Raw genomic sequence first — 25,757 nt, 5'->3', positions numbered from 1 at the left:
GTCAAGTCTGCGGTCCTCGCTCCCTTGATCGGCTGTCAGTCGGTCAAAGCGGACATTCGGCCTATCCTTGCCGGGTTTCGGCGAAGATCACTTGACTGCACTGAACGGTGCCCGCCTAAGCTCTCCTCATTAGATACCAACTGGGAGCGACCGTCGCCCAGACGGCCGTGCGGATCCTGACCGAGGCGCGTGTCCGCCGCGTGTACGCGGTGGTCGGTGAGTCCTTCCTGGAACTGCTCGACGCCTTGCAGCGCGAGCGGGAGATCACGCTGGTCTCGGCGCGCCACGACGCGGGTGCGGCGTTCATGGCGGAGGCGGAGGGCAAGCTCACCGAGCGTCCCGCAGTGCTCCTCGCCAGCCGCGGGCCGAGTGCGGCGAGCCTGGCGATCGGCGTCCAGACGGCGTACCAGGACGAGACCCCGATGGTCGTGATCCTGGAGACGCCGGCGATGGCGCCGGTGCCGTCGTCGTCGGGGGAGCTGCCGACGTCGGACCTCACCGCCATGTTCGAGTCGATCGCCAAGTCGACACTGCGGGTGACCGATCCGGACGGCCTGCCCGGGCTGCTCGCGCACGCGCTGACGACGTCGCAGGAAGGACGGCCGGGGCCGGTCGTGCTCGGCGTGCCCTGCGATGTCTGGGGCATGCCCTACGACGCGGCGAAGCCGATGGCGCGGGTCCGGCCGCCGGCGTCCGGCACGCTGGGCCGTTCGGCGGACGCCGTGGCGCAACTGGTCGACGAGGCCAAATACCCCGTGGTCATCGTCGGCGGCCGGGCGCGGTCCGCACGGGACGAGCTGATCGCGGTGGCCGACGAGCTCGCGCTGCCCGTCTACAACGCCTTCCGGCGGCAGGACGCCTTCCCGGAGAACCACGCCCGTTACGCCGGGCACCTCGGGCTCGGCATCCCGGCCCGGCAGCTCGACGCGCTCGAGCGCGCCGACCTGGTCCTCGCGCTCGGCACCCAGCTCGACGAGGTGACGTCCCAGGCCTACCGCTACCCGACGGCCCAGCAGACGCTGGTCATGGTCGGTACTGGCATCGAGGTCAGCCCGAAACGGCGGGGGCTGACCTTCCGCGTCGACTCCGAGGTCGAGCCGTTCCTGCGGGAGCTGCGGGCGGTGGCGGCGCCGCGGACCAGACGGGCTTCGGCGGCGAACGCGGCCGTCCACACCTTCATGACCCCGCCCGACACCAGCGGCAACACCCGGGTGCACCCGGTCGACGTCGTCCGGGCGCTGCGGAAGCTGGCGCCCGAGGACACCATCGTGACCAGCGACGCCGGGAACTTCGCGCAGTTCATGCACCGCTACTGGTGCTTCACCGCGCCGCGCAGCCAGCTCGGCCCGAGCAACGCCGCTATGGGCTACGCCGTGCCGGCCGCCGTGGCGGCGAAGCTGGCCGAGCCGCGGCGGACCGTCGTGGCCATGGTCGGGGACGCCGGGACGCTGATGACCGGCCAGGAGATCGAAACGGCCGTCCGGTACCGGGCGCCGGTGATGGTCGTCGTCTTCCAGAACGGCGTGCACGGGGCGCTGGCCATGCACCAGGCCCGCACCTACGGCCGGCTGTCCGGGGTGTCCATCCCGCTGACCGACTTCGCTTCGTGGGCGCGTGGACTGGGCGCGGCCGGGTACACGGTGGACGATCGCGAAGAGCTCGAGCCGATCATCGCCAGCGCACTCGTCCGGCAACGGCCGTGCGTCATCGACGTGCGCACGGACCCCGACGTTGTGACCCCGGACGTCCGGATCTCGGCCCTGCTCGGGCAGGCTCGTCCGCAACCTCCCGCCCAGTAAGGGTTTTGCTCGGTTTCATTCCGGAAAACGCTGGGAATGTCGTGTGGTAGCAGGGCGTTGGCTCAGGTAATCTGGCGGTGTTCCGGTGGTGGTTCGCCGCTGAACCTTCCCGGCCGGGTCCCGGCGGGAGACAACCGGTTTCTGTCGGTGCCGTACGGCACCATCACGGTCATGACCCGCGCCGAGCGGGCAGGGAACGAGGGGAGTTTCGACGTGACCGATCACCAGCACGCATCCGAACCAGCGCGGAAGTCCGGCGTCGTACCGGTGCTGTTCAGCGCGAGCGCCGAGGCCCACGACGACGCCGTGGTGGCCGCGGACCGCGACGCGACCTGGCGTTCGCCGTTCGCGAACGAGGGGCTGCGCCCGGCGAGTGGCGAATAGCTCACCTCTCCCGGGTGAAGACCGCTTGTCGGTGCCGCTCTAGGTGTGCTTTACTGCTCTTGGTCTTGATTTTGTGTTCGTGTTGAGTCACGCTCGCAGAACTCAGCGGGCGTAGTGTCTCCTCACCGAGGAAGCAAACCGTCCGGGTGCTGACCCGGGTCGCCGAAGTGGCTTCCTGTTTTTTTGGTGTTACACATGGAGATTTTTGATGACTCAGGGCACTGTGAAGTGGTTCAACTCCGAGAAGGGGTTCGGCTTCATCACCCCCGACAACGGTGGCGGCGACGTCTTCGTTCACTACAGCGAGATCCAGGGTAACGGCTTCAAGAGCCTGGAGGAGAACGCTCGCGTCGAGTTCGAGATCGGCCAGGGCCAGAAGGGCCCGCAGGCCACGTCGGTCACCGTGATCTGACTTTGATCTTGGGGAAGGGCCGTCACCCGTTCGGGGTGGCGGCCCTTTTCGTAAGCTCCACCGCATGATCGAGCACGGCTACACCGTCTCCGGGATGAGCTGCGGACACTGCGCGCAGTCGGTCACCGAAGAAATCACGGCGCTGCCCGGAGTGGCCGAAGTGGACGTCGACGTCCCGGCGGGCCGGGTCGTCGTGCGTGCCGCAGCCGCGCTGGCGGAAGACGACGTCCGCGCCGCGGTCGAGGAGGCGGGCTTCACCTACGAGGGCACGGCAAAGCTCGTGTCGTAGCCTTCTGCCGGGGATAACCTCCGGTTGGTTCTTCTCCGCCGATGTCGGTTTCACGACATTCTCCAGGTTGGACAGTCCACTGGCTGAAACGCCGCCGGTGTGATCTTCGACGCCTCGATGCTGTCACTGCAACGCCCTGCAACCCTTCCGCCCGCGCCGGACCACGGAGTCTCCTGGTCCTCCGGGCAAGGAGGTCAGGTGGGCGAAACGGTGGCGGGGATCGTCGCGAACCCGGCGTCGGGGCGGGACATCCGCCGGCTGGTCGCGCAAGCGTCGGTGTTCCCCACCGCGGAGAAGGCGAACATGGTCCAGCGGTTGCTGGCGGCGTTCGCCGTGGCCGGGCTCGACCGGGCTCTCGTCTCCACTGACCTCGGCGGCATCTCCGCCGCGGTCCTGCGCGCTCTCGGCCGGGGCGGTACCTGGCCCGACGTCGACTTCTGCGAGGACGATCCGCTCACCGGCACCGCCGCCGACACGACGAACGCGGTTCGCCGGATGGTCGAGGCGGGCGCCGGGGTCATCGTCGTCCTCGGCGGCGACGGAACCGCCCGCGTCGCGGCCTCGGCCTGCGAAGACGTGCCGATCCTCGCCCTCTCCACCGGGACGAACAACGTCTTCCCGCAGATGCGGGAGGCGACCGTGGCGGGCCTGGCCGCCGGGTTGATCGCCACCGGGCAGATCGATCCCGACCTCGTCACGCACCGCGTCAGCATGCTCGAGGTCGTCACGAAGGCACGCCGCGAGATCGCGCTCGTCGACGTCTGCGTGTCGCTGAGCAGGCACATCGGGGCGCGGGCGCTGTGGGACCCGTCCTCGCTGACCGAGCTGTACTGCACCTTCGCCGAGCCGGACGGCATCGGCCTGTCGAGCGTGCCCGGTCAGCTCTGCCCGAGCCCGCGGTCCAGCCCGGACGGCGTCGCGCTGCAGCTCGGACCGGTCGGCGAGACGCCGTATGTCGTGCACGCGCCGATCGCGCCTGGTCTCGTCCGCCCGGTCGGCGTCAAAGGCTGGGGCGTGCTCCGGCCCGGCGTGCGCGTCGAGCTGGCCGCGGCGGGTGGCGTCATCGCGCTCGACGGCGAGCGCGAACTCGAGCTGAAGACCGGCGAAAGCGCGTTCGTCGAGCTCAAGCCGGACGGGCCGTGGGTCGTGGACGTCCGGGCGGCGATGGCGGAGGCCGCGCGGAAGGGGCTGTTGCGCACGGAAACCGAGCAAGGGAAGGAGCGTCGAACGTGACGGACACCCTGCGGGAGGCGTATCGCCTGATGCGCACCATCCGGGCCTTCGAAGAGCGGGTCCACGACGAGTTCGCGACCGGCGAAATCCCGGGTTTCGTGCACCTCTACGCCGGTGAGGAGGCTTCGGCCACCGGTGTCTGCCTTCACCTCGACGACCGTGACACCATCGCCGGCACCCACCGCGGCCATGGCCACTGCATCGCCAAGGGTGTCGACGTCAAGGCCATGATGGCCGAGATCTACGGCCGCAAGACAGGAACGTGTCACGGCAAGGGCGGCTCGATGCACATCGCCGACCTCTCGAAGGGCATGCTCGGCGCGAACGGGATCGCCGGCGGCGGCCCGCCACTCATCTGCGGCGCCGCGCTCGCCGCGAAACAGCAGGACACCGGCGGTGTCGGCGTCGCGTTCCTCGGTGACGGCGCCGGCAACCAGGGGACGACGCTGGAGGCGCTGAACCTCGCGTCCGCCTGGCACCTCCCCGCGATCTTCGTCGCGGAGGACAACGGCTACGCCGAAGCGACGTCGAGCGCGTGGTCTGTCGCGTCGGACAACCTCGCCGACCGGGCCGCCGGGTTCGGCATGCCCGGTGTGATCGTCGACGGATTCGACTTCTTCGCCGTGCACGAAGCGGCCGGCGAGGCGATCGGCCGGGCCCGCGAAGGCGGCGGCCCGACGCTGATCGAGGTCAGGTTCACCCGCTACTTCGGGCACTTCGACGCCGACCAGCAGACCGGCCGCGACGGCGAAGCCGCCCACGAGAACCTCGACTGCCTCAAACGGTTCCGTGCCCGGGTCGCCGACGGCGGTGAGCCGGCCGAACACGTCCTCGACGACATCGACGCCGAGGTCGCGAAGCTCATCGAGGACGCCGTTTCCGAGGCGAAGGCCGCGCCGAAACCCACCCGGGACGACCTCGAAACCGACGTCTACGTCTCGTACTGAGCACCGAAGACCGAGCACCGGAGGGGAGCCGTCGTGCGCACGATCAGCTACCGCGAGGCGATCAACGAGGCGCTCGCGCAGGAGCTGGAACGCGACGAATCGGTCATCGTCATGGGCCAGGACCACCCCTGGGGTGGCGTCCTCGATGTCACCGCAGGCCTCTTCTCCAGGTTCCCCGGCCGGGTGCTGGACACGCCGATCTCCGAGTCGGCCTTCGTCGGCGCGGCGATCGGCGCCGCGACGCGCGGGCAGCGGCCGGTCGCGGAACTGATGTTCATCGACTTCATGGGTGTCGGTTTCGACCAGATCTTCAACCAGGCGGCCAAGTTCCGGTACATGTTCGGCGGCAACGTCCGGACGCCGGTGGTGATCCGCACGATGTACGGCGCCGGGCTGCGGGCCGCGGCGCAGCATTCGCAGTGCCTGTATCCGGTCTTCACGCACGTCCCCGGGCTCAAGGTCGTCGTACCGTCGAGCCCGTACGAGGCGAAAGGCCTCCTCATCCAGGCGATCCGGGACGACGACCCGGTGATCTTCTGCGAGCACAAGGCGTTGTACGACACCCGCGGCGAGGTCCCGGAGGACAGCTACACGATCCCGTTCGGCCAAGCGAACGTCGTTCGCGACGGCGGAGACGTGACGATCGTCGCCATCGGCCGCATGGTCGCGATGGCCGAAGAAGCGGCGAAGGAGCTGGCCGCCAACGGTGTCGAGGCCGCGATCATCGATCCGCGCACCACCAGCCCGCTCGACACCGGAACCATCCTGGAGAGCGTCGGGAACACCGGACGGCTCGTCGTCGTCGACGAGGCGTCGCCGCGCTGCAACCTCGCCACGGACATCTCGGCGCTCGTCGCGAAGGAGGCGTTCGGCTCGCTGCGGGCGCCGATCGAGATGGTGACGCCGCCGCACACGCCGGTGCCGTTCTCCGACGTGCTCGAGGACCTCTACATCCCGGACGCGCAGAAGGTGCTCAACGCGGCGAAGGCGGTCGTGGAGTACCGGCGATGATCCGGCACGCCCCGTGCTCCACCTGGAAGCCCCCGGCCGTGGTCACCGCGATCACCGCCGGAGGCCGCTGAAGGGCTCTTCGCCGGCACCTCCCTGGCCGGCGAAGAGCCCTTCAGCGAGACGGCCGCCACCTTCCGATCACCGGATCGAAAAGGCAGACTGAGGAGGTCGAAAGCGCAAGGAGCGGCGGTTGGGTCAGCGAGACCTCGAGGCAGCGTTGCCGGCCGGGGTGGACCCCCGGCGGTACGCCCGCGTCCTCGCGCAAGTGCACGAAGCGGCCTTGAGCGGCAAAGCGCTACCCAGCCGCCCGCGGGCCGTCATCGGCGCGTCCTGGCAGCGGATGCGCCGCTTCGGCATGGACCCGGACAGCCGGGCCGCGGCGCCTGTCCTGACCTTCGAAGAGCTGGAAGCACGCCGTCGCGCGAGCGGGCTGGCCGAGGCCCTGCCGACGCTGCGCAGTGGCCTGATCAGCCTCGCCGAGCAGGCCGCGCACATCATGGTGATCGCCGACGCGGGTGGCGCGGTCCTCTGGCGTGACGGCAGCGCCGCGGTCCGCCGCCGCGCCGACGGGCTCGGGTTCGTCGAAGGCGTCGACTGGCAGGAAGAGTCCGTCGGCACCAACGCCATCGGCACCGCGCTGGTCGCGCGCAGTCCGGTGCAGGTCTACTCGGCCGAGCACTACGTCCGGGCGCAGCACTCCTGGACCTGCGCGGCCGCGCCGCTGCACGACCCGCGGGACGGCAGGCTGCTCGGTGTCGTCGACCTCTCCGGGCCGGCCTCGACCGTCCACGCGACGACGTTGGCGCTGGTCGACGCCGTGACGCGGCTCGCGGAGTCCCAGCTGCGCACCACCCACCTCACCGAACTGGAGAGACTGCGGGGCTTCGCCGTCCCGGTGCTCGCCAAGGTCGGCGGTCCCGCCGTGGTGGCCGACGAACACGGCTGGGTCGCCGCGGCCGCCGGGCTCGCGCCGGTCGACCGGATCGCGCTGCCCACCGGCCTTGCGCCCGGCCGCGTCTGGCTGCCGGCGTACGGCAACTGCGCGGTCGAGCCCGTGCCCGGCGGCTGGCTGATCCGGCCCACCGGGAACGAGGCCGCCCCGCCCACCCGCGTCGTGCTTGACGTCCGGTCTCCGCGCGAGCCCGAGCTGACCGTTTCCAGCGCGGCCGGCACCTGGACGCACCGGCTCAGCCCGCGTCACGCCGAGATGCTGTACGTCCTGGCCAGCCGGCGCGACGGCCGGTCGGCGTCGGAGCTGTCGGCCGACCTGTTCGGCGACGCCGGCCGCACGGTCACCGTCCGCGCGGAGATGTCCCGGCTGCGGCGCCACTTCGGCGGCATCCTCGGCGCGAAGCCCTACCGCTTCGCCGACGACGTCGAGGTGGTGGTCCGGCGCCCGTCGGCCCCCGAAGCCGTGCTCCCGCACTCGCTCGCTCCGGCCATCCGCGGCTGATCCCCCGAACAGTCCGATGTGGACGGTGCGTCGCAGTGCGCGGCGAGTCACCCGGACAGGTGAAGACGGACCGGCCGGAGCGCGGACCTGATCTCCGGATGTGGGCAGAAACACCCACGCCGAGATCACGTGCTGATGACAGCGGGCGGTGCCGGTGGCTGCGCGCGCCGCCACTCAGCTACCTTCTGCGGGTACGGCTTTCGGGGAGGAATCGGGGATGACCAGCACTGCGACGGCCCCGGGTCCGACGGCGCCCGCGCCGGGACCCCCACCGTCGCCACCGGACGGCCGCGACCGCGCCGCGGGCCGCAGCGGCCTGCTGGGGCTGCTCGACCTGCCGGGCCAGGGGGTCCGCGCGATCGTCCGCTCGGCCGCGACCACACCCGGCCGGCTCACCGTGATCGCCGTCGGGCTGGTGCTGCTCGCCCTCGTGGCCGGGCTGGTCGCGACGCTCTCGGTGCAGAACCGCGACGACACGATCAGCGGCGTCATCGACCACCGCGAGCCGCTCGCCGCCGCTTCGCAGCAGGTCTACCGCTCACTCTCGGACGCCGACGCGACCGCCGCGAGCGCGTTCCTCTCCATCGGCACCGAGCCGCCCGAACTCCGCCAGCGCTACGAGCGTGACGTCGCCGAAGCCGGCGCCGCGCTCGCGAAGGCCGCCTCCGACGCCTCGGACGTCGCCCACGCGGCCGCCCCGGTCGACACCCTGAACCAGCAGCTGCCGGTCTACACCGGGCTCGTCGAGACCGCCCGGGCGAACAACCGGCTCGGCTACCCGGTCGGCGCGTCCTACCTGCGCGAGGCGTCCGAGCTGATGCGGGCGAAGATCCTGCCCGCCGCGCAGGACCTCTACCGCGTCGACACCGAGCGGCTGATCGACGAGCAGGACAGCGCCACCGGTTTCCCGTGGCTCGCCACGATCCTGATGGTGGCGCTGCTGGCCGCGCTGATCGTCGCCCAGGTCTACCTGACCCGGCGCACCAACCGGCTGCTCAACGTCGGGCTCGTCGTCGCGACGGCCGCCGTCGTGGTGTCGCTGCTGTGGGGTGCGGTCGCGCTGATCTTCCAGGGCAGCCTGGTCGGCAGCGGCCAGGACGACGGCTCGCACCGCGTCGACGTGCTGGTCCGCGCGCGCATTGCCGCGCTGCAGGCCCGCGCCGACGAAACGCTGACGCTGGTCGCCCGCGGCGACGGCGCCGCCTACGAGAAGGACTTCGGCACCAACGCGGCCCAGCTGGTCGGCCCGGACGGCAAGGGCGGCCTGCTCGGCGAAGCCCGGGGCCTGATCCAGAGCGGCGACGGCGCCGGGAAGGTCGCCGACGCGACGAAGGCCGCGAACGACTGGCTCAAGGCGCACAAGCAGGTGCGGGCCCAGGACGACGCCGGCCAGTACCAGGAAGCCGTGGACTTCGCCGTGCTGGAGGACAAGACCGACGGCTCGGCCCCGGCGTTCCGGCGGCTCGACGACAGCCTCCAGGCGGCGATCGACGTCGGCAGGCAGGAGTTCCTCGACGACACCCACAACGGTGACCGCGCGCTGACGTTCCTCGCGCCCGGGCTGGCCGTCCTCGCGATCGTCGCGGCGGCGGGTGTGACCATGGGGATCCGGGAGCGACTGAGGGAGTACCGGTGAACAGGGGCAACACGGTCCGGGCGGGCGTACTGGCGGTTGTCGCGCTGCTGGCGGCGTCGTGCGGCAGTCCCGGGAAACCGGTCGACCCGGCTCCGGTCGGCAGCGCGGCCTGGCCGCAGCCCGCGCACGTCGCCGGGCCGGACTCGAGCGCCGGCGGCGGCTCCGACACCAGCTGCAACCCGCTGGCCAGCCTCTCGCCGACGAACGGCACGTCGATCCCCGACGGCTCGACCATGGCGAAGATCAAGGAACGCGGCAAGCTGATCGCCGGCGTCGACCAGACGACGTACCTGTTCGGCTTCCGCAACCCCACCTCGGGCAACCTCGAGGGCTTCGACATCGACATGGTCAACGAGATCGCCCGCTCGATCTTCGGCGCGCCCGAGGGCCGCGTCCAGTTCCGCGCGATCACGTCGGGGCAGCGCGCGGACGTCCTGAAGGAGCACCAGGTCGACATCGTCGTCCGGACCTACAGCATCACCTGCGCGCGCAAGAAGGACGTCCAGTTCTCCTCGGTGTACTACGTCGCGGGCCAGCGGCTGCTGGTCACGAAGGAGTCGAAGGCGACCAAGCTGGCCGACCTGAGCGGCAAGAAGGTGTGCGCGGCGAAGAAGTCGACGTCGGCGGCGAAGATCGCGACCGACCCGGCGAAGCTGGTGGCGGTCTCGGTGGACAACTGGTCGGACTGCCTGGTAATGCTCCAGCAGGGCCAGGTCGACGCGGTTTCGACCGACGACACGATCCTCGCCGGGATGGCCGCGCAGGACCCGACGCTGCAGGTCGTCGGCGACCAGTTCACGCAGGAGAACTACGGCATCGGCGTGCCGAAGGACAACGAGGACATGGTCCGCTTCGTCAACGCTGTGCTCGAGAACATCCGCAACAGCGGCGCGTGGCAGAAGAGCTACCGCCAGTGGGTCGAGCCTTCGCTGGGACAGGCTTCGCCGCCGCAGGCGCAGTACCAGTGAACGCGTCGCGACTAGGATCGGTTCCCGCACGTCGTCGGGGATCTGGGAGGTAGCAGTGTCGGAGGAGCCGCGCCGTCCTCGGCACGCCGCGCCGGACGACGAGCAGCAGCCGGTGCCCGCGCCGAGCTGGCAGCCGCCACCCCCGGTGCGGTGGGCGACGCCGGAGCCGTCGATCTCCGGCCGCCTCGACGACGGGGAGCCGTCCGGCGGGGAACAGACCGTCTTCCACGCTCCCGTGCGCCGTCCGCCGACGCCGCCGCGCGGGCAGCCGTCCGCCGCGCGTGCGCCGATCCCCGGCGCGGAAGACCCGACCCGCCCGCCGGGCAGCATCGACCCCGTCTCGCCGCCGGTCCCGCCGACGCAGGCGGTGGCGCCGCCGACGCAGGCCGTCCGCCCGGACCCTGAGGCGCCGCAGCCGACGAGCGTGCTCGCCGCGCCGGCTCCGGAAACGCAGAGCATCAGGCCCCCGGTACCGCGGCCGGAGACCGGCCCCGGAACCCCGCTGCCGGACCCCGGCACCGAGAGCGTCCTCCCCGAGCGCACCAGCGAGGGACGGCGCACCGGAACCGGCACGGGCACGGGGACCGGCAGCGGCTCGGGCTCGGGCCCCGGCGCGTTCCCCGGCACTTCGCGGCGGACGTCGTCGCGGACGTCGCGGTCGCGGCGCGGACGGCTCGGCGCCGGGCTGGTCGAGGTCCCGCCGGTGCCCGCGCGCGACCCCGCGTCGGCGGTGCTGACGAACCCCATGGTGTCGGAGGAAAAGCGGTACTGCGGCAGCTGCGGCGCGAAGGTCGGCCGCGGCAAGGACGGGGAACCCGGTGCGGCGGAAGGAAAGTGCGAAAACTGCGGCGCGCCGTTCTCGTTCGTCCCGAAGCTTCAGCCGAACGAGCTCGTCGGCGGCCAGTACGAGGTGCTCGGCGCGCTCGCCTACGGCGGTCTCGGCTGGATCTACCTGGCGCAGGACCACAACGTCAGCGACCGCTGGGTCGTCCTCAAAGGACTGATCGACACCGGTGACGCGACGGCGATGGCGGCCGCGGCCAACGAACAGCGGTTCCTTGCCGAGGTCGAGCACCCGAACATCGTCAAGATCCACAACTTCGTGCAGCACCCGGACGCGCACAGCGGCACGACCGTCGGCTACATCGTCATGGAGTACGTCGGCGGCCAGTCGCTGCGGCAGCTCGCGCTGGCGCACCACCGGGAGAGCCGCCGTCCGGAGCCGCTGCCGATCGGCCAGGTCATCGCGTACGGGCTGGAAATCCTGCCCGCGCTGGGTTACCTGCACAGCCAGGGCCTGCTCTACTGCGACCTCAAGCCGGACAACGTCATCCAGACCAACGAGCAGCTGAAGCTGATCGACCTCGGCGCGGTCCGCCGCATCGACGACTACGAGAGCCCGCTGTTCTTCACCACCGGCTACAGCGCGCCGGAACTGCCGACGCAGGGCGCGTCGATCGCGTCGGACCTGTTCACCGTCGGGCGCACGCTGGCCGTGCTGAGCTTCGAGTTCACCGGGTACACCACCAAGTTCAAGACGACCCTGCCCGGTCCGGACGCCGTCCCGCTCTTCGCGCTTTTCGGCTCCTACTACCGGTTCCTGCGGCGCGCGACGCACGCCGACCCGGACCGGCGGTTCCTCTCCGCGGAGGAGATGGCCGACCAGCTCACCGGGGTGCTGCGCGAAATCATGGCGCTCGGCACCGGCAAGCCGCGGCCTGGCGCGTCGACCGTGTTCGGCCCGGAGAGCCGCACGTTCGGCGTCCAGCTCGTGGTGCCGGAGGCCGGCGCGAGCGTGCCGCTGCCCGGCGCGGACGAAGTCGTCGCCGGCCTGCCGATCCCGCAGGTGGACACCGACGACCCGGCCGCGGGCGTGCTCGCCACGACGACCGCGCTCGAGCCGCGTGGCGCCATCGAAGCGCTGGCCGGCGCGCCCCGGGAGTCGATCGAGGTCCGGCTGCGGATCGTGCGCGCCCGGATCGAGCTGGGGGAGCTGGCGGAGGCACAGCGGCAGCTGCAGGCGGCGCAGTACCTGGCCATCAAGAACGGCTTCCCGCACGACTGGCGGATCGACTGGTACCGCGGCCTGATCGAGCTGGCGGGTGGCCGTTCGCGGGTTGCGCACGTCGCGTTCGAAGCGGTGTACGACGACCTGCCGGGCGAGATCGCCCCGAAGCTCGCGCTGGGCGTCAGCGCCGAAGGCGTCGGCGACTACTTCGCCGCCGCGCGGTTCTACGAGCTCGTCTGGCGCACCGACCGCAGCTACGTCAGCGCCGCCTTCGGCCTCGCCCGCGTGTACCTGGCGCAGGGCGCGCGGGCCGGCGCGGTCGAGGTGCTGGAGACCGTGCCGCCGTCGTCGACCCACTACATCGACGCGCAGGTCGCGGCGATCAAGATCAAGACGACGGCGACCAAGGCCAACGGCCGCGAGACGCCGGTCACCGAGCACGACCTGCTCGACGCGTCGGCCCGGCTCGAGCGGCTCCGCCTGGACGCCGAGCGCCGGACGCGGCTCAGCGCGAACGTGCTCGAAGCCGCGTACGAGTGGCTTCGCGCCGCCAAGCAGGGCGGCTCCACGCCGGGGGCGCGAGTGCTGGGCTGCGCCCTCGAGGAGCGTGAGCTGCGGTTCGGCCTGGAGCGGTGCTACCGGGCGCTGGCCCGGCTGGCGGCCACGATCGAGCAGCGCGTCGAGCTGGTGGACCGGGCGAACGCCATCCGGCCCCGCACGCTCACGTGACCGGCCTCGTGAGTGCGTAACGGTGTTAGAACACTGCTACGCACTCACGACCTGGATCAGGGGTTGATGTCCCAGTCGCGTTCCCGCTTGTTCTTCGCGTGCTGCGCGGCCAGCTTCTCCAGCGCCTCGGGGTCGCCGTGGGTGCTGAAGTGCTCGAAGCCGACGATCACGAACAGCGCGCGGGCGCTCACCGCGATCGGGCCGTCTTCGGCGTCGAGCCGTCCGTCCGCGCTGACGTAGATCTTGCGGCCCGCGATGCCGTCCAGGCGGGCCGCGATGAACAGCGTCGAACCCACCGGGACCGGACGGCGGAAGTCCGTCTCGAGCTTGCCGGTCACCGCCGGCCGGTGCAGCAGGTTGCCGACCGTCGAACCGAGCGCCTCGTCGAACGCGCAGGCCAGCAGGCCGCCGTGGGCGAGCCCGGGCGCGCCCTGGTGGGCCGCGGTGACGATGAACCGCGAGTGCACGACCTGGCCCTCGCCGACGGTCGAGCGCAGGTGCAGCCCGGCGTCGGCCTCGTCACCACAGCCGAAGCACTCGGCGAAGTGCACCCCGAGCTCGGTGCCCGGCGCCGGCGCCTTCGGGTGCGGGACGGCCGGCTCCACCGGCACCGGCGGCCACGGTTGAGAAACACGACTCATGCGCTGACGTTAACCCGCCGGTAGCCACGGGCCGCGCCCGGCCCGCGAGGTTTGTCCGCAACCCAATTCTCTCCGTAGCCGGAAAGTTCCCCACCGTAGAGAATTCCCGGCTCAGGCTGCCGACCTGCGAAAGCCGGTCAAGACTGGGCCGATGAGCTCGAACGGCCCGATGGGCACTGCACGGGAGGAGTCGTCGCCGGCATGAGCGAACCAGCAGCAACGACGGGCAAACCGTCAGTGGACGAGAGAACCGTCAAACGCGCCGTCTGGGCTTCGGCCATGGGGAACGCCACCGAGTGGTACGACTACGGCGTCTTCACCTCGGGCGCGATCGCCACCAGCATCGGCACGCTGTTCTTCCCGGGTGAAGGCAACGCGGTCCTGAAGTCACTGGCGCTGCTCGCGGTCGGCTTCATCGTGCGGCCGTTCGGCGGGGCGTTCTTCGGGCCGCTCGGCGACAAGCTCGGCCGCAAGCGGGTCCTGGCCATCACGATCCTGCTGATGTCCGGCTGCACGTTCCTGGTCGGCGTCCTGCCGACGTACTCCGGTGCGTACAGCATGGGCATCGCTGCACCGATCGCGATCCTGCTGCTGCGGATCATCCAGGGCTTCTCCACCGGTGGCGAGTACGGCGGAGCGGCGACGTTCATCGCCGAGTACTCCCCGACGAAACGCCGTGGCTTCTTCGGCAGCTTCCTCGAGCTCGGCACGCTGGCCGGCTACGTGCTCGGCAACCTCGTGGTGCTGTCGGTGACGCTCTCGCTGTCGGCCGACCAGGTCGACGCCTGGGGCTGGCGGATCCCGTTCTTCGTCGCGCTGCCGCTCGGCCTGATCGGGCTCTACCTGCGGAACAAGCTCGAGGACACCCCCGAGTTCCGCCGGATGGAAGCCGCGGGCGAGGCGCCGAAGAAGGCGCCGCTGAAGGAGATCTTCGTCCGCAACTGGCGGATGATCCTCAACCTGATCGGCATCGTCCTGCTGCTGAACGTCGCGGACTACCTGCTGCTGACCACGATGCCGACGTACTTCACGGACACGTTGAAGATCAACGACAACACCTCGACGTTGATCATCATCGCGGTCGAAGTGATCCAGATGGCGATCATCATCCCGCTCGGGGCGCTGTCCGACCGGATCGGCCGGAAACCGCTGCTGCTCACCGCGGCCATCGGATTCCTGGTGCTGAGCTGGCCGAGTCTCAAGCTGATGCAGTCCGGTAGCATCTTCTGGCTCTTCGTCGGCTTCCTGATCGTGGCGCTCCTGCTGGTGCTCATGCTCGCGGTGATCGGCTCGACGTTCCCGGCGATGTTCCCGACGCGGGTGCGCTACGGCTCGTTCGCGATCGGCTACAACATCTCGACGTCGCTGTTCGGCGGGACCTGCGGCGTCATCGTGACGGCGCTGATCAAGAGCACCGGCAACGAGGACTGGCCGGCGTACTACCTGATGGCGGCGGCCCTGATCGCGATCCTCCCGATCATCAGGATCCCGGAGACCTCGCAGGTGCCGATGGAGCAGATCGACACCGAAGACAGCGGCGGCAAGCTGGCCTCCGCGTCCGCTCAGCGCTGAGCGGACGCCGGAAAGACGTGTGCCCCGTCCGGATCACCGGGCGGGGCACACGCACGGCCCGGGGTCGCTAGCGCGTCGTCGTCCTCGGCGCTTCCTGCCGGGTGTCGGCCGGAGCCGAGGTGGGCGGGGCGTTCGTCGGCGTCGGGCGGGACGTCGACCGCGGGCCGGCGGAGGGCACCTGGGGAGCCGACGTCCGCTGAACGCGTGGCTGGGTGTGGTCCGGCTCGGTCGTCGGCGGTGCGATCGACGTCGCCGGCACTTCGGTCAGCGACGTGGGCGGGGCAACGGGGGAAGTGGTGCCGACCGTGGACAGCCCGGGTCCGGCCGGCTGCACCGGCTCCGGCGGCCCGGCGCGGTGACCGGCCAGGAAGCCGGCCACCGCCAGGACGACCGCCGTCGCGGTCGAAGTGCCCGCGACGGCGAAGCGCTTGCGTCGTCGCCGGACCCGGCCGCCGCGCTCGATCACGTCGGCGGCGTCGAGGCGCATCGGCGGCTGCGGGCCGCCGGCCGCGCCGTTCAGGAACGCGCGGACGTCTTCTTCGGAGTCCATGTTCGTCACCTCCTCTCCGTGGCCGCGCTGAACGTCAGCGCACCGTAGTGCGGGCCGAGCCGTTTGCGCAGCGTGGCCAGGCCGCGGGAGGCCTGGCTCTTCACCGTGCCGGTGCTGCAGCCGAGTGCCTGCGCGGTCTCTTCGACGCTCAGGTCTTCGAAGTACCGCAGCACCAGCACGGCGCGCTGCTTGGGGGCCAGGACGGCCAGTGCCTGCCGGACCAGCACGTCCTGTTCGCCCGCGGGTTCCGCCGGGAGTTCCGGCGGGGTGTCGGTGAGCCGCTCCCGTTTCCACCTGCTGCGCCGGTGCTCAGCGAGGAACGTGCGCAGGACGACCTTGCGCGCGTAGGCGTCCAGCGCGTCGTGCCGCGACAGCCTCGGCCAGGCGAGGTAGAGCTTGAGCAGCGCGGCCTGCGTGAGGTCTTCGGCCTGGTGCCAATCCCCGCAGAGCAGGAAGGCCGTGGACCGCAGGCTGTGCGCGCGCTCGCCGAAGTACCGGGCGAACTCGCCGTCCCACGGCGAGCCCGGCCCGGTCGACGGACGGGAGCGGGAGATCACCTGGCTACCGGGTCTCCCACACGGCCGGCAGGTGCAGGTCACCGGTCGGCCCCGCCGGGACGGCCCGCGGGACGCGCGGAGCTTGTTTGGCGGGGGCGGGCCTCGTCGTCGTTCGCGGAGCCTGGTCGACCGGACGGCTGCTGGTCGGGCGGGGCGTGGCGACGGTCGGCTCGTTCGGCCGGGTCTCCTGGGTCGTCGGGACCGGCGCCTGCGCCTCCGAAGCCAGCGCGATACCACCGGTCAGGGCGCCACCGGCGAGCACGAGCGCGCCGAGGGTCAGGGCGATGCGGATACGCAAGACAGCTCCTCATTCTCGCGGGCGCGGCAGGGGATCGCCGCGCCTCTGCCCTTAGTCATGCGGCGGGTGATCACCGGGGTTGCATCGGATTTCGCGGGTTTGCGGAGAAACACGAACGGCCGGGAAGCCCGTGCTGGACTTCCCGGCCGCCCGGTGTTCCCTCAGTGGTCTCAGCCGGCGAGCGCCGACAGCTTCTGCCAGCTCGCCCAGTCGTAGGTCCAGTCGCTGTAGTCGCCGTCCTTCGCGGTCAGCGTCTGCGTGCTGCCGGTGATCTCGACCGGGTCGCCGGGGAGCACGCCGTCGTAGTACTCCTTGGCGCGCGCGGGCGAGAGGTTCAGGCAGCCGTGCGAGACGTTCTTCTTGCCCTGCGCCCACATCGACGCGGCCAGGCCGTGGATGAACTCGCCGTTGTTGGAGATCCGGACCGCCCACGGCACCACGACGTTCTCGTAGTGGTACTTCGGGTTGCTCATCGCGTAGGTGGCCTGCTTGCCCATGACGACGTGCACGCCGCTGTGGGTGACACGGCCCGGGTCGGAGTCGAGGCCGTAGCTCACCGGGTAGTCGGCGATCTGCTGGCCGTCGCGGATCACCTGCATCGTGTGCTGCTGGGTGTTGCCCTTGACGATCTGGGAGCGGCCGATCGTGAAGCTGGCCGACAGGTCCTGCTTGCCGTACACGCCGTCGCCGACCTTGACGCCGTAGATCTTGGCGTTGACCTTCACCTGCGTGCCGGGCTTGAAGTACTCCTTCGGCCGCCAGTGCACCGAAGTATCGCCCTCCATCCAGGCCCACGACCCCTCGGTCTTCGGCGTGGTCTCGACCGACAGCGCCTTCTCGACCGACGCCTTGTCGGTGACGCGGTTCGGGAAGGTCAGCGCGATCGGCATCGCGATGCCGTACGTCTGGCCGTCCCCGACGTTCAGGCTGGCCGACGTCTGGCGCTTCGGCTTGACCGTGGTGAACGCGCCGCTGATGGGCAGGTTCTTGCCGTCGGCGCCCTGCACCTGGCCGGACCAGGTGTAGGTCTTGCCGTAGCCGAGCTGCTCGGTGGCGCTCCAGCTCTTCTTGTCCGCCGACGTCTGGCCCTGGACCTGCTTGCCGTCCGGGTTCGTCAACGTGACGGACATGATCGTGCCGTCGGAGATCTTGACGCCGACCGGTTCGCCGGGCGCGATGTCCTGGGCGCCGCCGGCGGGCGTGACGGTCAGTTTCGCGGGCTGCGCGGTGGGTGCCGGCGACTGCGTCGGGCCGCCCCCCGAGGTACCGCTCGCCGAGACCGTCGGTTCACTGCTGCACGCCCCCAGCGTGAGCGCGGCGACCAAGCCCAATGCCATAGCGACGCCCCGGCGCCGCGTGGAAGTCCTCACCGTCAACCCATTCCCCTTTGCCCCTTTGGTGCTACCCCTTCACGAGACGTCCCGTGTGCCCGTGACGTTGAGCAAGATCGGCGTGACGAAAGTCACACCCGCACGCGAGTTCTTTCACTGAGGGGGCACGGCCGACTCCGTGCCGTATCCGGTGATCACGGCGCCGCTGCGCTGCGCAAGACTAGCCGGTGGGTCCGGCGGGAAGCGGGCCGGAGCCCTACGACGTTCCGGTGACCTTGGTGCGCAGAGCGGGTTTTCGCCCCGATCACGGGGTTCAACTTTGGCCAGATCCCGGTAGTCTGCTCTCAGGCCGTCGTTTTGCGTGTTCGTGGCTTCACACTCGCGGAACTTCTGACGCGAGCCATGGAGCCGACCCGCTCTTGACTCGTCTCGTTGGAACCGCCCGGGACGGTCGGGGTGCCGCTTCGGTGGCATTCGAAGCGGATCTGTGTAACGAGGAGTACAGCGGTGGCGCAAGGCACTGTGAAGTGGTTCAACGCGGAGAAGGGCTTCGGCTTCATCGCGCAGGACGGCGGCGAAGGCGACGTGTTCGTTCACTACTCGGAGATCGAGGGCCGCGGTTTCCGCACTCTCGAGGAGAATCAGCGAGTGGAGTTCGAGGTCGGCCAGGGACAGAAGGGCCCGCAGGCCCAGAAGGTCCGCGCGATCTGAGACTGAGGCTCACAAGCCTCACAGGCCCTGCGTAAGTCCAAAGGCCTGAGCGAAGGGCCCCCGGCATCCGCCGGGGGCCCTTTCGCATGCTGGGGTTGCGCCGAGCAGGCTAGTGCCGCCCGCCCACGGGCGCATCGAAGGCATCAGCGGGAAAGTGGAACTCATCGGTGAGATCACTGACCCCACCAAGCTCGTCGACGTCACCGAGATCCCCGACGTGGCCGAGATCGCCGGCGTGGCCGGCCTGCTGCCGCTGATCCTGCAGCGACGAGGCCTGGCCTTCCCAGTTGAGCCGTTCGAGAATCCACTCCTGGGCAAGAGCCTGAGGCGAGATCCCCCGTTCACCGGCGATGTCCTTGAGCTGCTGGCTGGCAATGAGGCTCATCCGCAGCTGGTAGACCTGAGCCTCCCCGAACCGCTTGCCGGACCCGGTGCTTTCCAGGTCGTTGTCCGGAGCCAGGGCGGCGAGGTAGGAGGTGAGCTCGGTGTCCTCGACAACACCATCGTCCGCAGGCTTCGCGGCACCACGATGACGCCCAGAAGACGCAGCGGCTTTCAGGTTCGTGCGGCTGCTCAAGCGGCCAAGGGAGGGAAGGGGCACGAACGCCACGATAACGTTTGCATCTCGCCACACAAACCACTGTGAGCTACAACACGCCGAACCCCCACCCCATTCAGCCCAACAACCCCCCACACGGACCAACGCCCCCCAAACACAAAGCAACCCCCCACTAACCCACCGAGTCGATCACCCCCGAAGACCCCTACGCCCAGCCGCTGCCACTCTCCACGCTGGAAGCGCACGGAACGCACCGTGGGGGGTCCGGGGGGCTCGGCCCCCCGGGCAGCACACCGGAATGAATGGGCCGAAGCGAAGGGCGAAGCCCGAGCAGGCCCAGAAATGGAGGACCCCCGCGCCAGGGGGAGGAACGCGGGGGTCGGAGGGGATCTCCACAGGCGCTGACCGGGGGTGTGTCAGCACCTCGATTGTTGCACGAGTTGGTGGGTTGGGCGAGTGGAGAGCGGGAAATTTCCCCGTGGAGTGTCACTTTCGGGCGGGGTGACGTTCGTTCGGGTGGCTGTCTTCTTCGTGGTTGCCGATTGCGCTGCGTTGTGCGGAGCGTGGTACGAGGTTCACTCTCCGGGGGGCTGTGTGTGGCGGCTGGTGCTGGTTAGCCTCGCGGCCAAGCTGTTGTGAGCCGTATGGAGGGGCTATGAGCGGGTCTGTTGAAGTGCGGCAGTTCCTCCTTCGGTACGAAGGTGCCGATGGGGGGAGTGCTCCGTTTGCCGGGGCGTTGCCGGCGCAGCGAAGTGGGGCTGCTGATGCGCAGCGGGTTTCGGATGATCAGGTTCGGCGGGCTCGGCTGGCGGTGGCGAATGGTGCGCTGGGGGTCGAGGACTGTGTTCAGTTGCTGGAGATGCTGGGGTTGAACTTGGATGAGGACGGTCAGGCGCCGGTTCAGCGCTGAGCCGGTGGGTCCGGTGGTTCCGCCGGACCCTTCCGGTGATATCTCCGCAGGTTGCGGGTCTTTTTGGAGAGCAATTCCCAAGCTGTCGCCGGATGCTTGACGCCAGTTTTGTAACACTGTTATGGTCCGGGGGTCGAAAGGGGACGGACATGACGGCGATCGAGGGTGTGGCGGGGCTGGCGGACCGGATCCGTCCGGTGGTGCAGGTGCTGGGCGGCAAGTTCATGACGTCGCCGGAGCTGGCCGCGGTGGAGGCGGAGGTGGGCTTGCCGCCGCGTTCGCTGTACTTGCGGGGCCGCTCGGCGGTGCTCGGCGACGTCCCGCCGAAGGTGGCCGCGGAGCTGTTCGGCATCTTCCCGCACTGGCTGTTCGACTTCGTCCTGCCGGCGGCGACGGCGGTCGTCGACGCTCCCACCGCGGTCCGCGCCTACGCGGAGTCATCGGCCCGGTGGTCGCGTGTCAACCTTTCGGCCGTATCGGAGCCCGGCCGCTTGGCGGAGCTGTTGTTCCGCGTCGTCGACGCCGCGGATGCGAGCGGGCTGGCGCTCTTCGCGGGCTGGAAGAACGCCGAACGTCCCTCGGGCGACGTCGAACGCCTCGGCTTCGCGCTGATGGTCTTCCGCGAGCTGCGCGGCGGCCTCCACTTCGCGGCGCTGCGGGCGGTGGGCCTCTCGGTGCCGGAGGCGGTGATCGCGGACCCGGAGGGCGGCCGCGCACGCCTGCTGCGCACGGCGTGGCCGGAGGACGCGGCCGACGAGCTCGTGGCGGCGGCGGAGCGCAAACCGCACCTGCGCGACCGACGGCAACGCGCGGAGGCCCTGACCGACGACCGGATCGGCGAACTGCTGGAGTCGGCACTGACGGAACCCGAGCGGGCCGAGTTTGACCACCGCCTGGCGGACCTGGCAACGTTTGCGCAGGTAGCGGCTTCATAGGAGGCTTAAGGAACCCCCTGTGCAAAGCGGTGGCGGCGTGCCCTATGCTTGTAATCGCTCCCAGGGGGACCTGAGAGCGCGGTCGGTCGGTCACCCGAAACCGGCCGGGCTCCCATCGTTCAGCGGCCTAGGACTCCGCCCTTTCAAGGCGGCAACGCGGGTTCGAATCCCGTTGGGAGTACGCAGTACTGTAGTAAAGCAAGGCCCTGTGGCGCAGTTGGTTAGCGCGTCGCCCTGTCACGGCGAAGGTCGCGGGTTCGAGTCCCGTCAGGGTCGCAAGATCGTTCGGCTCCTTGCCGGCGTTCCCGGCCAGGTAGCTCAGTTGGTACGAGCGTCCGCCTGAAAAGCGGAAGGTCGCCGGTTCGACCCCGGCCCTGGCCACCGTTCGAAGAAGCCGTCTTGACTCAGGTCAAGGCGGCTTTCTTGTGTCCGGGGCCGGTCACGCCGGCCCGGAAATGTCGGTGGCGTCCGGCACGATGTCCCGGTGACGCAAGACGACTGGGACGCCCAAGCCGCGACCTTCGACGACCAGCCCGACCACGGCCTCCGCGATCCCCGGGTTCGCGCCGCCTGGGCGGATCTGCTGCTGCCGTTGCTGCCCCCTGCTCCGGCGGCGGTCGTCGACCTCGGGTGCGGGACCGGCAGCCTTGCCGTCCTGCTGGCCGAGGCCGGGCATGACGTCTGCGGGGTCGACCTCTCGCCTCGGATGCTCGACGTGGCCGGGACGAAAGCCGAAGCGGCCGGGGTCAGCGTGGACTTGCGCCGAGGGGACGCGGCCGATCCTCCTTGCCCGCCAAGCACGTACGACGTTGTCCTCGTCCGGCACGTGCTGTGGGCCATGTCCGACCCGTCCGCCGCGGTGACTGTCTGGGTGCGACTGCTGAAACCCGGCGGCCGTCTGATTCTGGTGGAAGGCCGGTGGTTCACCGGTGCCGGGATCTCCGCCGACGAGTGCGAACGCCTGGTCCTCGCCCGGCGGGAAGAGGCGGCGGTGACGCGGCTCGACGATCCGGACTTGTGGGGCGCTCCGATCGAGGACGAGCGATACCTGCTCGTCAGCCGAAGCTGAGGGTGTGGCACCGCGGGACCGTCAGCCTCGGTCCGTGGCCGTCATCTCGACGAGTTCGACGCCGTCCGGCTCGGCCGGTACCGGTGGACCGAAGAGTGGCTCGTTAGGCCGAACGAGTGAACCGCGGGACGCCGTGTCCGGAACCGGCAGAGGGCGACGACCACCCGGCGAAGGCAGCCCGAACACGGGCCGCCACCCACACGGGGAGCCAAAAATGCGATACCTGCTGACCCTCCACATGAACCCCACCCTCTGGGCCACCCTGACCGACGACCAGAAGAACGCCGTCTACGAAGGACACGGTGCCTTCATCAAGCTCGTCACCGAATCCGGTGAGATGGTCGAGACCAAGGCGCTCGCCGAACCGGCCGAAACCAAGACGATCCAGGTCGAGAACGGTGTGGTGCAGACGAAAACCGGCGGCTTCGTCGAGTCCGAGGCCTTCCTCTGCGGCTACTACGTCGTCGACGTCGAAAGCGAGGAACGCGCCGTCGAGCTGGCCGCCCGGATTCCCGACGCGCAGTACACCGCCGTCGAGGTCCGGAAAGTCGTGCACGAAGGTTGATCTCGATCAAGGTCGAGGTTGCATCCTGAACCCATGACAACACCTGGGGAATGGGACATCGACGCCGTCGATCTCGACGCCTACCTGGCGCGCACCGGGCAGAAGCGCCGGCCGCCGTCCGAAGAGGCGCTCCGAGACCTCATGCGCGCGCACGTCCAGGCCATCCCGTTCGAGAACGTCGACGTCGTTCTCGGGCAGCACCAAGGGATTTCGCTCGACGTCGTGAGCGCGAAGCTCGTCGGACGGCGGCGGGGCGGCTATTGCTACGAACACAATGGCCTCTTCGCCGCCGTCCTCGAACGGCTCGGCTACACCGTGCACCGGCTCGCCGCGCGCGTGCAGCCGCGGCGGCCGGGGCCCTACACGCACATGACACTCGTCGTCGACGTCGACGGGCGGCAGTTCCTCGCCGACGTCGGGTACGGGGCCGGGATCCTCGACCCGATGCCGCTCGTCGACGGCCACGAAGTCGACCAGGCCGGCTGGCCGCAGCGGATCGTCCGGAACGGTCACTGGTGGACGCTCCGAAAAGACCCGGAGGACATCGTCGAGTTCCGGCTCGACGAGATGCACCGCATCGACTTCGAGGTCTACCACCACTACACGTCGACGCACCCGAAGTCGCCCTTCACCGGTCGGCTGGTGATCATGACGCTCGAACCCGGGGTCGGCCGCAAGCTGATCGGGCGCGAGCTCACCGTGGAAAAGCCGGACGGCACCACCGAAACCAGCACCGTCGCGCCGGACGAGCTCGACGCCACCCTCAAGGACCTCGGCATCGAGCTGACGGCCGGCGAGCTGGAGCGGCTGAAGACCGTCTACTGACCGAACAACTCGGCCGCCGGCACCGGGCGGCCGAGGTGGTAGCCCTGCGCCTGGTCGCAGCCGAGCGTGCGGAGCAGCTCCAGCTGCTCCGCCGACTCGACCCCTTCGGCGATCACCGTCAGATCCACCGCGTGGGCCATCGCGATGATGCTCGTCACGATGGCCGCCGCGTCGCGGGACTCGGCGATCCCGGTGATGAACGAACGGTCGATCTTGAGCGTGTCCAGGGTCAGGCTGCGCAGCTGCGCCAGCGACGAATAGCCGGTGCCGAAGTCGTCGATCGCCAGCAGCACGCCCAGCGACCGCAGGGACGCCAGCACTTCCGCGGCCGCCGCCTGGTCACGCATCAACGCGCTTTCGGTGACCTCCAGGCACAGCGCGGCGGCGGGCAGCCCGGTGTTCGCGAGCGCGTCCTCGACCGCGGGCACCAGGTGCGGGTCGTCGAGCTGGCGGGCGGACAGGTTGACCTTCAGCGTCAGGTCCAGCCCTTGCCCGCTGCGCCGCGAGGCGAGCTCGCGGGTGGTCGCGCGGAGCATCTCCTTGCCGATCACGTTGATCAGGTCGCTCTCTTCGGCGAGCGGGATGAACTCCGCGGGCGAGATCGCGCCGTGCCGGGGGTGCGTCCAGCGCAGCAGTGCCTCGACCGCGACCATCTCGCCGGTCCGCAGGTCGACGACCGGCTGGTACGCGGGCCAGAGCTGGTCGGAGCTGACCGCGTCGCGCAGGTCCTGCTCCATCCGCAGCCGCCGCTGCATCCGCTCGCGCAGGCCGACGTCGAAGAAGTGGTGACGGCCCCGCCCCAGCGTCTTCGCCTGGTACATCGCGACGTCCGCGTCGCGCAGCAGGTCCTCGGCGCTGCGCCGGTCGTCGCGGCCGACGAGGACGACACCGATGCTCGCGTCGAGGTGCAGCTGCCTGCCGAGCACGCCGATCGGCTCGGCCAGCGCGGCCCGCAGGTGTTCGGCCAGCGCGCGGACTTCGCCGGGGTCGGTGACTTCGCCGGTGACGACCACGAACTCGTCGCCGCCGAGCCTGCCGACCAGGTCGTCGCGGCCCGAGCTGCGGCGCAGGCGCTCGCCGACGATCCGCAGCACCTGGTCGCCGACCGAGTGCCCGAGCGAGTCGTTGATGACCTTGAACTTGTCGAGGTCGAGGAACAGCACGGTGACCGCGCCCCGGTCACGGGCGTCGAGCCTGCCGAGCACCAGCGTCCGGTTGCCCAGCCGGGTGAGCGGGTCGTGGGTCGCGTCGTGGGCCAGCCGCGCGCTGATCGCGCGGGTCTCGGTGATGTCGGTGAACGACGTGACGACGGCCGTCGCCGCCGGGTCGTCCGGGTTGAGCAGCCGGGACGTCAGCGACACCCAGACGTCGCGGCCGTCGGGCCGGCGCAGGCGGACGACCAGGCCGTTGTGCGTGACGCCGGTCCGCCGGGTCTGCACCGAAGGCATCTCGTCCGGCGGGATCCACTGTCCGGACTCGGTGAACAGCACCAGCGTGTGGCACGGGACGCCGATCAGGTCGGCTTCGGCGACGCCGAGGATCCGGCAGGCCGCCGGGTTCGCCGCTTCGATGAGCCCGGACGCGCCCATCACCAGCACGCCTTCGTCGAGCGAAGCGACGACCGTGCGGTAGTTCTGCTCGGCTCGCCGTCGCGCGGTTTCGTCGGCGCAGACGAGCACGTACCCGTCGTTCATCTCGGCGGCCGAGACGCGGACCGCCAGCGGTGCGCCGTCCCGCCGCCGGTGCACCGCTTCCGCGACGCCGCCGCCGCGCCGGATGGCGGGCAGGTCGAGCGGGGCGCCGACGAGCTCGCTCGCGCACCGCCCGACGGCTTCGGCCGCGGTCCAGCCGTACACCGCCTCGGCGGCCGGGTTCCAGCTGGTCACGACGCCTTCGCCGGTGGTCGCGATCAGGGCGTCGCTGACGTGCGACACCAGCGCGGCCTGGTAGTGGAGGGCGTCGGCGGCGGCCTTCTTGGCCGTGATGTCGCGCATGACGACCTGGTAGGCGAGGTGGTCGTGGAGGCGCACCGACACCGTCTCCACGGCGAACTTGCTCCCGTCCAGCCGGCACATCAGGGCTTCGACGGGTTTGGTCGCCGCACCCGGCTTGGTCAGCTTGGCGAGCTCCTCCACCCAGGTGGACTGCGACTCCTCGGCGACGAAGTCGATGAACCGGCGCCCGACGACCTCGTCCGCCGACCGGGCGGCGAAGGTGTCGAGGGCGGCGAGGTTGGCGTAGGTGAGGACACCGTTCCGGTGGACGCAGATCGCGTCCGGGCTCAGTTCGACCAGCTCGGCGGGGTCGGCGGAGGGCTCGGCCGGTCCGCTCGCGGCGACGGCGTCTGCCTCCATGTGCGTCCGTC

Annotated in this window: 25 protein-coding genes and 3 tRNA genes; 21 read left to right on the top strand and 7 right to left on the bottom strand. The window is 70.3% G+C overall.

Annotation, left to right across the window (positions count from 1 at the left end):
• Positions 1 to 140 precede the first annotated feature (140 nt).
• The 11 genes from CF165_RS00815 (at position 141) to CF165_RS00765 (ending at position 12,869) form a co-directional block, all read left to right on the top strand.
• Positions 141 to 1,799: a thiamine pyrophosphate-dependent enzyme gene (locus CF165_RS00815; protein WP_093945444.1), complete on the top strand. Its 1,659-nt coding sequence runs from the start codon at positions 141 to 143 to the stop codon at positions 1,797 to 1,799.
• 171 nt (positions 1,800 to 1,970) lie between these two features.
• Positions 1,971 to 2,183, top strand: coding sequence for a hypothetical protein (locus CF165_RS00810; RefSeq protein WP_143268408.1), 213 nt, complete (start codon positions 1,971 to 1,973; stop codon positions 2,181 to 2,183).
• A gap of 208 nt (positions 2,184 to 2,391) precedes the next feature.
• Complete coding sequence (locus CF165_RS00805; RefSeq protein WP_013222289.1) at positions 2,392 to 2,595, top strand: cold-shock protein; 204 nt, start codon at positions 2,392 to 2,394, stop codon at positions 2,593 to 2,595.
• Positions 2,596 to 2,659: 64 nt separating this feature from the next.
• Positions 2,660 to 2,884: a heavy-metal-associated domain-containing protein gene (locus CF165_RS00800; protein ID WP_093945442.1), complete on the top strand. Its 225-nt coding sequence runs from the start codon at positions 2,660 to 2,662 to the stop codon at positions 2,882 to 2,884.
• Positions 2,885 to 3,082: 198 nt separating this feature from the next.
• A complete protein-coding gene (locus CF165_RS00795; protein WP_093945441.1) occupies positions 3,083 to 4,117 on the top strand; it encodes an ATP-NAD kinase family protein in 1,035 nt (344 codons plus the stop codon).
• On the top strand, positions 4,114 to 5,064 hold the full coding sequence (locus CF165_RS00790) for a thiamine pyrophosphate-dependent dehydrogenase E1 component subunit alpha (RefSeq protein WP_093945440.1): 951 nt from the start codon (positions 4,114 to 4,116) through the stop codon (positions 5,062 to 5,064). The genes CF165_RS00795 and CF165_RS00790 overlap by 4 nt, the downstream gene beginning before the upstream one ends.
• A 33-nt stretch (positions 5,065 to 5,097) precedes the next feature.
• Positions 5,098 to 6,075, top strand: a complete 978-nt coding sequence (locus CF165_RS00785) for an alpha-ketoacid dehydrogenase subunit beta (RefSeq protein WP_093945439.1) — start codon at positions 5,098 to 5,100, stop codon at positions 6,073 to 6,075.
• 190 nt (positions 6,076 to 6,265) lie between these two features.
• On the top strand, positions 6,266 to 7,528 hold the full coding sequence (locus CF165_RS00780) for a GAF domain-containing protein (protein ID WP_093945438.1): 1,263 nt from the start codon (positions 6,266 to 6,268) through the stop codon (positions 7,526 to 7,528).
• A 217-nt stretch (positions 7,529 to 7,745) separates the two neighbouring features.
• Positions 7,746 to 9,164, top strand: a complete 1,419-nt coding sequence (locus tag CF165_RS00775; RefSeq protein WP_093945437.1) for a GlnX family signal transduction membrane protein — start codon at positions 7,746 to 7,748, stop codon at positions 9,162 to 9,164.
• Positions 9,161 to 10,132 (top strand): glutamate ABC transporter substrate-binding protein, encoded by a 972-nt coding sequence (locus CF165_RS00770; protein WP_093945436.1) that lies wholly within the window; start codon positions 9,161 to 9,163, stop codon positions 10,130 to 10,132. The genes CF165_RS00775 and CF165_RS00770 overlap by 4 nt, the downstream gene beginning before the upstream one ends.
• Positions 10,133 to 10,187: 55 nt before the next feature.
• A complete protein-coding gene (locus CF165_RS00765; protein ID WP_093945435.1) occupies positions 10,188 to 12,869 on the top strand; it encodes a tetratricopeptide repeat protein in 2,682 nt (893 codons plus the stop codon).
• A gap of 56 nt (positions 12,870 to 12,925) precedes the next feature.
• Here the strand turns inward: CF165_RS00765 and CF165_RS00760 are convergent, their stop codons facing one another.
• Positions 12,926 to 13,510: a PaaI family thioesterase gene (locus CF165_RS00760; protein WP_167441296.1), complete on the bottom strand. Its 585-nt coding sequence runs from the start codon at positions 13,508 to 13,510 to the stop codon at positions 12,926 to 12,928.
• A 237-nt stretch (positions 13,511 to 13,747) separates the two neighbouring features.
• Here CF165_RS00760 and CF165_RS00755 point away from each other — a divergent pair, with 237 nt between their 5' ends.
• Positions 13,748 to 15,082 carry an MFS transporter gene (locus tag CF165_RS00755; RefSeq protein WP_093945433.1) on the top strand — a complete coding sequence of 445 codons (1,335 nt, stop codon included), beginning with the start codon at positions 13,748 to 13,750 and terminating at the stop codon, positions 15,080 to 15,082.
• A gap of 67 nt (positions 15,083 to 15,149) precedes the next feature.
• Here the strand turns inward: CF165_RS00755 and CF165_RS51030 are convergent, their stop codons facing one another.
• The 4 genes from CF165_RS51030 to CF165_RS00735 form a co-directional block, all read right to left on the bottom strand.
• Entirely contained in the window at positions 15,150 to 15,632 is a 483-nt protein-coding gene (locus CF165_RS51030; protein ID WP_158226726.1) for a superantigen-like protein SSL4, read from the bottom strand.
• Between the two features lie 5 nt (positions 15,633 to 15,637).
• Positions 15,638 to 16,189 carry a SigE family RNA polymerase sigma factor gene (locus CF165_RS00745; RefSeq protein ID WP_093945431.1) on the bottom strand — a complete coding sequence of 184 codons (552 nt, stop codon included), beginning with the start codon at positions 16,187 to 16,189 and terminating at the stop codon, positions 15,638 to 15,640.
• Between the two features lie 4 nt (positions 16,190 to 16,193).
• Entirely contained in the window at positions 16,194 to 16,487 is a 294-nt protein-coding gene (locus CF165_RS00740; protein WP_093945430.1) for a hypothetical protein, read from the bottom strand.
• A 170-nt stretch (positions 16,488 to 16,657) separates the two neighbouring features.
• Positions 16,658 to 17,824 (bottom strand): L,D-transpeptidase, encoded by a 1,167-nt coding sequence (locus CF165_RS00735; RefSeq protein WP_093945429.1) that lies wholly within the window; start codon positions 17,822 to 17,824, stop codon positions 16,658 to 16,660.
• A gap of 501 nt (positions 17,825 to 18,325) precedes the next feature.
• Between CF165_RS00735 and CF165_RS00730 the strand changes: the two genes are divergently transcribed.
• Entirely contained in the window at positions 18,326 to 18,529 is a 204-nt protein-coding gene (locus CF165_RS00730) for a cold-shock protein (protein ID WP_003097368.1), read from the top strand.
• 109 nt (positions 18,530 to 18,638) lie between these two features.
• Here CF165_RS00730 and CF165_RS00725 read toward each other — a convergent pair whose 3' ends face one another.
• On the bottom strand, positions 18,639 to 19,130 hold the full coding sequence (locus CF165_RS00725) for a hypothetical protein (protein ID WP_205660738.1): 492 nt from the start codon (positions 19,128 to 19,130) through the stop codon (positions 18,639 to 18,641).
• Positions 19,131 to 19,743: 613 nt separating this feature from the next.
• Here CF165_RS00725 and CF165_RS52405 point away from each other — a divergent pair.
• From CF165_RS52405 to CF165_RS00680, 8 genes are all read left to right on the top strand, one after another.
• Positions 19,744 to 19,998: a hypothetical protein gene (locus CF165_RS52405; RefSeq protein WP_086838175.1), complete on the top strand. Its 255-nt coding sequence runs from the start codon at positions 19,744 to 19,746 to the stop codon at positions 19,996 to 19,998.
• Positions 19,999 to 20,147: 149 nt separating this feature from the next.
• Positions 20,148 to 20,933: an SCO6745 family protein gene (locus CF165_RS00710; RefSeq protein WP_093945427.1), complete on the top strand. Its 786-nt coding sequence runs from the start codon at positions 20,148 to 20,150 to the stop codon at positions 20,931 to 20,933.
• A 108-nt stretch (positions 20,934 to 21,041) separates the two neighbouring features.
• Positions 21,042 to 21,114 (top strand) — tRNA-Glu (locus CF165_RS00705).
• Positions 21,115 to 21,135: 21 nt separating this feature from the next.
• Positions 21,136 to 21,209: transfer RNA gene (locus tag CF165_RS00700), tRNA-Asp, on the top strand.
• Between the two features lie 31 nt (positions 21,210 to 21,240).
• Positions 21,241 to 21,314 (top strand) — tRNA-Phe (locus tag CF165_RS00695).
• A 103-nt stretch (positions 21,315 to 21,417) separates the two neighbouring features.
• Positions 21,418 to 22,002: a class I SAM-dependent methyltransferase gene (locus CF165_RS00690; protein WP_093945426.1), complete on the top strand. Its 585-nt coding sequence runs from the start codon at positions 21,418 to 21,420 to the stop codon at positions 22,000 to 22,002.
• Positions 22,003 to 22,216: 214 nt separating this feature from the next.
• Entirely contained in the window at positions 22,217 to 22,567 is a 351-nt protein-coding gene (locus CF165_RS00685) for a YciI family protein (RefSeq protein WP_093945425.1), read from the top strand.
• Between the two features lie 33 nt (positions 22,568 to 22,600).
• Positions 22,601 to 23,392: an arylamine N-acetyltransferase family protein gene (locus CF165_RS00680; protein ID WP_093945424.1), complete on the top strand. Its 792-nt coding sequence runs from the start codon at positions 22,601 to 22,603 to the stop codon at positions 23,390 to 23,392.
• Here CF165_RS00680 and CF165_RS00675 read toward each other — a convergent pair.
• Positions 23,386 to 25,746: a sensor domain-containing protein gene (locus CF165_RS00675; RefSeq protein WP_093945423.1), complete on the bottom strand. Its 2,361-nt coding sequence runs from the start codon at positions 25,744 to 25,746 to the stop codon at positions 23,386 to 23,388. The genes CF165_RS00680 and CF165_RS00675 overlap by 7 nt on opposite strands.
• Positions 25,747 to 25,757: the final 11 nt, after the last annotated feature.

This window comes from Amycolatopsis vastitatis (assembly GCF_002234595.1).
Taxonomy (GTDB): Bacteria; Actinomycetota; Actinomycetes; order Mycobacteriales; family Pseudonocardiaceae; genus Amycolatopsis; species Amycolatopsis vastitatis.
The sequence above is the reverse complement of the archived record's forward strand: the minus strand, read 5'-3'. Positions and strand labels throughout refer to the sequence as shown.

Coding starts and splice junctions, on each gene's coding strand:
- CF165_RS00810 (WP_143268408.1), top strand. CDS start 1,971: ATGACCCGCGCCGAGCGGGCAGGGAACGAGGGGAGTTTCGACGTGACC.
- CF165_RS00805 (WP_013222289.1), top strand. CDS start 2,392: ATGACTCAGGGCACTGTGAAGTGGTTCAACTCCGAGAAGGGGTTCGGC.
- CF165_RS00800 (WP_093945442.1), top strand. CDS start 2,660: ATGATCGAGCACGGCTACACCGTCTCCGGGATGAGCTGCGGACACTGC.
- CF165_RS00775 (WP_093945437.1), top strand. CDS start 7,746: ATGACCAGCACTGCGACGGCCCCGGGTCCGACGGCGCCCGCGCCGGGA.
- CF165_RS00760 (WP_167441296.1), bottom strand. CDS start 13,510: ATGAGTCGTGTTTCTCAACCGTGGCCGCCGGTGCCGGTGGAGCCGGCC.
- CF165_RS51030 (WP_158226726.1), bottom strand. CDS start 15,632: ATGGACTCCGAAGAAGACGTCCGCGCGTTCCTGAACGGCGCGGCCGGC.
- CF165_RS00735 (WP_093945429.1), bottom strand. CDS start 17,824: ATGGCATTGGGCTTGGTCGCCGCGCTCACGCTGGGGGCGTGCAGCAGT.
- CF165_RS52405 (WP_086838175.1), top strand. CDS start 19,744: ATGAGCGGGTCTGTTGAAGTGCGGCAGTTCCTCCTTCGGTACGAAGGT.
- CF165_RS00710 (WP_093945427.1), top strand. CDS start 20,148: ATGACGGCGATCGAGGGTGTGGCGGGGCTGGCGGACCGGATCCGTCCG.
- CF165_RS00685 (WP_093945425.1), top strand. CDS start 22,217: ATGCGATACCTGCTGACCCTCCACATGAACCCCACCCTCTGGGCCACC.
- CF165_RS00680 (WP_093945424.1), top strand. CDS start 22,601: ATGACAACACCTGGGGAATGGGACATCGACGCCGTCGATCTCGACGCC.
- CF165_RS00675 (WP_093945423.1), bottom strand. CDS start 25,746: ATGGAGGCAGACGCCGTCGCCGCGAGCGGACCGGCCGAGCCCTCCGCC.